The 6,595-nt window shown below is 40.8% G+C and carries 6 protein-coding genes and 1 pseudogene; 4 read left to right on the top strand and 3 right to left on the bottom strand.

Annotation, left to right across the window (positions count from 1 at the left end):
• On the bottom strand, positions 1–263 hold a 263-nt coding region (locus tag TES5_RS03460; RefSeq protein ID WP_232309275.1), incomplete at its 3' end, for a transposase.
• A gap of 295 nt (positions 264–558) precedes the next feature.
• On the opposite strand from TES5_RS03460, the gene TES5_RS03455 reads away from it, so the two are divergent.
• Positions 559–1,761 carry an NADH-dependent flavin oxidoreductase gene (locus TES5_RS03455; RefSeq protein ID WP_068559816.1) on the top strand — a complete coding sequence of 401 codons (1,203 nt, stop codon included), beginning with the start codon at positions 559–561 and terminating at the stop codon, positions 1,759–1,761.
• A gap of 328 nt (positions 1,762–2,089) precedes the next feature.
• Positions 2,090–2,260, top strand: a complete 171-nt coding sequence (locus TES5_RS15765) for an IS3 family transposase (protein WP_369813482.1) — start codon at positions 2,090–2,092, stop codon at positions 2,258–2,260.
• On the opposite strand, the pseudogene TES5_RS03450 reads toward TES5_RS15765, so the two are convergent.
• Positions 2,186–2,974 (bottom strand): annotated as a pseudogene (locus TES5_RS03450) (phosphoenolpyruvate hydrolase family protein); the annotation flags it as partial. The gene TES5_RS15765 and the pseudogene TES5_RS03450 sit on opposite strands and share 75 nt — an antisense overlap.
• Before the next feature lie 159 nt (positions 2,975–3,133).
• Here TES5_RS03450 and TES5_RS03445 point away from each other — a divergent pair.
• Complete coding sequence (locus TES5_RS03445; RefSeq protein ID WP_068559812.1) at positions 3,134–4,546, top strand: IS4 family transposase; 1,413 nt, start codon at positions 3,134–3,136, stop codon at positions 4,544–4,546.
• Between the two features lie 680 nt (positions 4,547–5,226).
• Positions 5,227–5,787, top strand: coding sequence for a sigma-70 family RNA polymerase sigma factor (locus TES5_RS03440; RefSeq protein WP_068559810.1), 561 nt, complete (start codon positions 5,227–5,229; stop codon positions 5,785–5,787).
• Positions 5,788–6,021: 234 nt separating this feature from the next.
• Here the strand turns inward: TES5_RS03440 and TES5_RS03435 are convergent.
• Positions 6,022–6,595: DDE-type integrase/transposase/recombinase (locus TES5_RS03435; protein ID WP_157080384.1), on the bottom strand; the 574-nt coding region annotated here is incomplete at its 5' end.

Raw genomic sequence — 6,595 nt, 5'->3', positions numbered from 1 at the left:
CGTAAGATGTTGGCAGATGCATCGGTATCATAGCCTGCAATTAATTGGAAAATCAGTTGTTCAAGGATGGTTTCATTTGAATGTGTAGGTAAAAGACGGGAGTCTTGAAAATGAAGCTCTTTCTCCATCAACTGTTCGAATCCGATTGAATAAAGGAATTCTTTAACTAAAACGAGACCAGCATCCGTGGAGAGATTACCTCCAGTATTTGTAACCGTCATTTTTTTGTTGAAGTTTAGCGTATTTTCGTGTAAAGTTGCCATTGAGAGAACCCCTTTCTTTGGTTGTTGGTCGTACATTAACCATAACAGATTGGGGTTCTTTTTTCACACCTTTTGGGTGTGAACTGGAAAGACAAAATATGTTGGAAGACTAACGTTTCAAGACGTTTTCTGAAAATCTATGAATAATTCAGGAAAAAGACTGGTGTTAAAATGGTAAATAATAAAATCTAATTCATTTTATTCAAAGAATTTTTGCGTGAGGAGGTTGTAAGAAGCAATAAAATGTATTATAATACAAGTGAAGTTTTTCACAAATATATAAGGGGTGGTTATAATGAATAACAAATATACAGATTTATTTGAAGAGTACACTTTTAATAATGGTCAAACAATTAATACTAGATTTGCATTGGCCCCAATGATAAATAATGGTTCAACACTTGCTGGTTATATTACAGAAGAAGATATTAATTATTATACTCGAAGAGCTGATGTTGCTTCTTTATTGATATCGTGCGCCACCTATGTTGAAGTTCATGGAAATTCTTTTGGTTATGGTATTGGTAACTATGCTGATGATCAGTTAGAAGGACTTACAGAGCTAGCCCAAGCAATGAAGTCAAAAGGTAATAAAGCAATTCTTCAATTATACCATCCAGGAAGAGAGGCAAAAGTAACTTATGAAACACATGGTAAAGTTTATGGCCCAAGTACAATGGAATTTGACTTTCTTGATTATCCTGTAACCGGATTAACTGAAGAACAAGTGGAGAAGATGATTGAAAATTTTGTTGCGGCAACAGATAGAGCCATAGAAGCTGGTTTTGATGGCGTTGAAATTCACGGTGCAAATCATTACTTAATCCAACAATTCTTTTCAAAAACCTCAAATAAGCGGGATGATAAATGGGGAGGAAAATTAGAAAATAGAGCACGATTTGGATTAGAAATTGTCAAGAGAATTCAAGAAAGAATTAAAGAGCATAAAAAAGATAACTTTATTTTAGGATACAGAATTAGCCCTGAAGAAATTCATGGAGGAAATATTGGTTATACTTTAGACGATTCATTATACTTAATTGATAAATTAGCGGATTTAGGTATTGACTATATTCATTCTTCAAAATGGGGAGAAGAAGCTTATAAAGCTCCAGCAGAAATGGGGAAATATAAGGGAGAAAGTACAAATAAAGTTATTTATGACTTGATTCGTGATCGTACAGCGTTAGTTGTTGTAGGAGATATCTTAACTCCAGAAGCTGCTGTAGATGCACTAAATTATGGAGATATTGTAGCTCTTGGCTCAGCAGTATTATTTGATCCAGAATTTAAAAACAAAATTGCTGAAGGTAAAGAAAGTGAAATTAACTTCGATGTCACAAATCGCTACGAAGATCTAGCGCTACCGAAACATTTTCCAATTATGATTGCAGCAGTTAATGCCTCAGGTGAAATCCCTAAAAGTACTTTTGAAGTATTAAGAGAAAATACATTAGACGAAGATAAAAAATATGTTTTTAGTAATAAAAACATTTAAAAAGGCTCTATAATTTATGGTGTTGGTGGATCAAATGATCCGCTGACACCTTTCTTGTTTTTAAAATGCAAAAAGGTCAGTGAACCCCTATATTTAAGTTACCACACCAAACATAGGGGGATTCACATGACCCAGACTCATTGTATTAAAAGACTGCTCGTATTTGATATAAAGCTTTACAGCTTTCATTCTTTCTTCGTAAGAATACATGGACATTCTCCTATCTCATAATTGTCCAAGTTTATGTCCGCACCCTCAGGCGGCTCAAACATAGTGCAATACTCATATCACGACTGTCAATCATTGGTGGAATTGAAAGCAATTATAAATGACTAGATATTATTACAACCGTGAACGTGCCCAATGGTACTTAAAAAAGTTGACTCTGGTACAATACCAAAATCAACTTCTTCTCTCAATTGCTTTATTTTCTTATATTTTTAAATGCTTCTGTTTGTTCACGGATTCCTTTTTCAGCTGCAAAACGTTCGATACTTGAAGCACCGAAGAAGCCATGGACGCCGGTTGTGTTCTTCAATACGTATTCGGCATCGGATGGTTCTGCGATGGGACCACCGTGACAAATCACCAAAATATCAGGATTGACTTCTTTAGCAGCATCGGCAATTTCCTGTACTTTTTGCACACTTTCATCTAATGTGAGCGCTGTTTTGGCACCGATATTACCTTTTGTGGTCAAGCCCATGTGTGCAACAATAATGTCCGCGCCTGCTCCAGCCATTTTTCGGGATTGCTCTGCATCAAATACGTAAGGTGTTGTTAACAAATCATGTTCATGCGCCTTACGGATCATGTCAACCTCAAGGTCATAGCCCATTCCTGTTTCTTCTAGATTCTGTCTGAAGACGCCATCGATAAGTCCAACCGTTGGGAAGTTTTGAACCCCAGCGAACCCTTGATCTTTCAGGCCTTTCAAGAAAACGTCCATGACTTTGAATGGATCGGTTCCATTGACGCCTGCTAATACGGGCGTATGTTCCACAACAGGCAAGACTTCTGAACCCATTTCAACAACAATGGCATTGGCATCGCCGTATGCTAAAAGTCCAGCAAGCGAACCACGGCCCGCCATTCTGTAGCGACCAGAGTTGTAAATGATCAGCATATCTGCGCCGCCCGTTTCACTGCTTTTAGCTATAATCCCCGTTCCAGCACCAACCCCGAGCAAGATTTCTCCGTTCACAGTTTTTTCATTAAAGTTTTTAACTCAACTTTCGCACTTGAAAAACCTATTTAACCCTTTGATATATCAATGTTTTTAAAGTCTTTAATATCAAAAATGTACACAAAAAGACACCTCTCTTTGGTAAAATGTAGTTACCACACAACACATACGAAAGAGGGATGTCTTATGGCTACTATTTTACCAGAAAATCAAATCAATCAGGAACTTAATTCTTCCGTTCATCAATTTTTTCGCAATCAGAAACTGGGAACGTTACTGAATCAATCCAATATTCGGAAAGAATCAGGCCTTGCACCAGTAATGCTGGTCCAGTTCATCTTTTCATTGGTCCTTCAAAAGAAAAATTTGTATCGGACATTGGAATCCGGACGGGAGCCAGAGGCTCCTGCCAAGGATGCGGTTTATCGCTTGCTCAACAACGCAACCTATAATTGGCGCAAATTTCTGTTGCTGCTGAGTCAAAATGTCATTACCCAGAAATTGCTCCCGCTTGTCTCAAAAAACCGCGAACGCGTCCTGATTTTGGACGATTCCTTATACAGCCGTGCCCGCAGTAAATCGGTCGAGATGCTTGCACTCGTTCATGACCATACCACTGGAAAGTTCGTCCGTGGCTTTCGCATGCTGACTTTGGGTTGGTCGGATGGGAACACTTTCGTGCCACTTGCGTTCTCTTTATTGAGCTCAGAAAAACAATCGAACCGTTTCCAGGAAATCAACCCGACCATAGACAAGCGCACCGTGGGTTACAAGCGTTGGAAGGAAGCCGTCAAAAAGTCGACGGAAGCGCTGTTCGACTTGCTTGATGATATAAATCCGCTCCAACTCTGCGCTCGAACGTTACTTTTCGATAGTTGGTTCGCATTTCCAAAAGTAATCAAGCGCGTGGTTTCGGAGTATCCACTCGAGGTAGTCTGTATGCTGAAACGTATGCACCGCGTCTACTACACGTATGAAGGTCAAAAGTATACCCTGACCCAGTTGTATCAAGTTGTGCGCAAAAAACGTGGTCGTGCCAAGATCCTCGCATCTGTTGTCGTCAGCTTGGGACTGGACGATAATGAAAAAGAAATTCAAGCTCATATTGTCTTCGTGCGTGACCGAAATCGCTCCAAAAATTGGCTTGCAATCTTTTCCACGGATGTCAATCTGCCTGAAGAAGAAATTGTGCGTCTCTATGGCAAACGCTGGGATATCGAGTGTTTCTTCAAGGTGGCAAAGTCACATCTGGCGCTAGGAAAAGAGTTCCAGTGCCGCAGTTACGATGCGATGGTAGCCCACACGACAATTGTCTTCACCCGTTACATCATGCTTGCCCTTCGTACACGCGAGGAGCAAGATCCCAGGACCATCGGTCATCTGTTCTTCTTGTGTTGTGATGAACTGGAGGACATCCGCTTTGCAGAGGCGATTCTATTGGTGTTTGACTGTCTGAAGGCTTCCCTGACGGAAGAACCTGTCCTGTCCGAAGAAATGGTGGAGTCCCTTCTGGATAGAGTTTTCGATAATTTACCAACTTTCTTGAAACGAGCATTCCCACAACCGGAAAAGCAGCTTCCAAGTGCTTTAGCGGCATAATATTATAGCTGGAAATGTTGATGTATCAAGTCTATATGGTCTTTTTTAGTGTGCGAAAGTTGAGTTAGTATATAAATTACATAGAGTAGAAAACCTCTATGAGAATCCTCCGATCTCTAAAAGTTTCCGTAGGAAAAAGACGAAAAGCAGGAAGCAACAATCCTCCCTAGAAAAGTCAATCTGGAGGATTACTGAAAAAAGCTTAGAAATCAGATCTGAGCGACTTTTATGACCTTTGTTTCCCTTTTCCTCGAAAATAAACCTAAAAACCTTTCAACTCTGAAGAATTCATTTCAAAAGCGCTTTTATGTTGTTACCATAGGTGTACCGAAGGATCTTGGTTCCTATCCTTCACCACTCTTGCTTCACTCTCAAATTGTTGGCTAGAAATCAAAGCTTTTTATTTATGATTTTTCTATCTCTTTCCTGGAGTGCACTGGTTTACTCATTCGGAGGGATTGCAATAAAAAACCTATGTTCGTATAATGAACATATATCAGACTTCTATCAAGAGAAATAGAAAAAACTGAGAGGGTCAAAAGCGATTTTGTCGCGATTTGTCTCTCTTTTTTTAAAACTCATTAGAACATGTGTTCTTTTTTTGACGCTTGGAGGTTGATTTTCCGAACATACATTCGCTTTTACTAGGTGTAATAACTTCTCATGAAAGGGGGAGGGGCATGCGGTCAGAAAACAATAGTAGGAAGGGGACACCTCCTGATTTAAGAAAGCAATTCTTAAAGTCACCCTGCCACCAGTCCTTGTATGAAGCCTATCTGGAGACGCAGGATTCCGTTCTCTTGGAGCAGCTGAATCAAGCCTACTCCGACTTTGTAAACTATACGGTCCTGCTCTCGCTAATCCATACCAATGTCAAGTACAGAAGTCTGCACGTGAGGGAGAACCTCTCTAAAATCAGGCAAGAGCTGGTTTCTGAGGAAAAACTGGAGTATGTCCTCAATCAACAGTCAACTGGTATGCATCCCAGTGTGCCGGATCAGTGGGAGACCATTTTGGGAAATGACCAGTTGTTGGACGCTGTCACCACCTTAACCGAGCGGCAGCAACAAGTTCTTTGGCTCCTATTCGTGGAAGGACTTACAGCTACGAAAGCCCGGGAGTATCTACAGGTGTCGCCCCAAGCAATTTCTAGGGCGAAACAGCGAGCACTCACCAAAATAAAACAGCAAATGGAGGTAGTGCCAAAAATTCTATGGAAACTGCCCCAAATAACGAGGTGATGTGAAAAACCAAGCCCTGCTATTCAAAGTTAGGTGAAACAAACGCTCTTGACAACCGAGCCAATGGTTTCTTCCTTTGCCGTCAAGGGCGACGGTATACAAAAGGAGCAGCACAAAGTAGCCCTTGGCTTAGCTAATTTTAAACCATTGGCTTTTCGGATTGTAAAGAGTACGCTCCGCCGTTTGTTTAGTTTATTGGTTCTCTCTTTTTTTAGAGGGCTCCGGTGCCAAAAGTTAAGGGGTTTGGTCCATCAGCCAATCTTGGGATAAAGAGATTAATTTTGTCCATTTAGCCGGCATGTTGGGAAGTTTGTCCAGCTCAGGAATCAACACGGGTACCTTCTTTTCTAAGGCAGCGTGCGGTCTCAAAAAGTTGAAGTACACACAGAATAAGGTCACGAAAGAGACTGATCCCTGTTGGGATCCGAATCCGGTGGTCGCTCTGTAATTGCCTTTGAATGTTCGGTTCAACCGTTCGATGATTTGTTTTAACGGTCGGTATTCCTTTGACACCGGATCATTATTTGTAAGTCCGATTACTTGCTTCACGTCAAAGGGGATGCCGTGTTGGGCATAGTAGTGTTGAGCCAGAAGGTAGATGGGGTTGCCGTCGACGATGAAAGTTAGGTCCTCCGGTATCTGGGGCATCTTTTTGAAGACTTCGCGCAAGGCATAAATAGCGGATTCCGTATCTCGGTTTGGCGAAACATAGTTCGACAAAATTATTTTTTTGACGGCATCAAAGAAGAAAAACAAATAGTTCCAGCGACCGCCAACGCGGATGTAAGTCTCATCTCCGCAGAATTGA

Origin of the sequence: Trichococcus sp. ES5 (genome assembly GCF_900067165.1) — a bacterium.
Classification (GTDB): Bacteria; Bacillota; Bacilli; order Lactobacillales; family Aerococcaceae; genus Trichococcus; species Trichococcus flocculiformis.
The sequence above is the reverse complement of the archived record's forward strand: the minus strand, read 5'-3'. Positions and strand labels throughout refer to the sequence as shown.

What these genes read in the sequence shown, in the direction of transcription:
- TES5_RS03455 (WP_068559816.1), top strand. Translation starts at nt 559, where the DNA reads ATGAATAACAAATATACAGATTTATTTGAAGAGTACACTTTTAATAAT.
- TES5_RS15765 (WP_369813482.1), top strand. Translation starts at nt 2,090, where the DNA reads ATGACTAGATATTATTACAACCGTGAACGTGCCCAATGGTACTTAAAA.
- TES5_RS03445 (WP_068559812.1), top strand. Translation starts at nt 3,134, where the DNA reads ATGGCTACTATTTTACCAGAAAATCAAATCAATCAGGAACTTAATTCT.
- TES5_RS03440 (WP_068559810.1), top strand. Translation starts at nt 5,227, where the DNA reads ATGCGGTCAGAAAACAATAGTAGGAAGGGGACACCTCCTGATTTAAGA.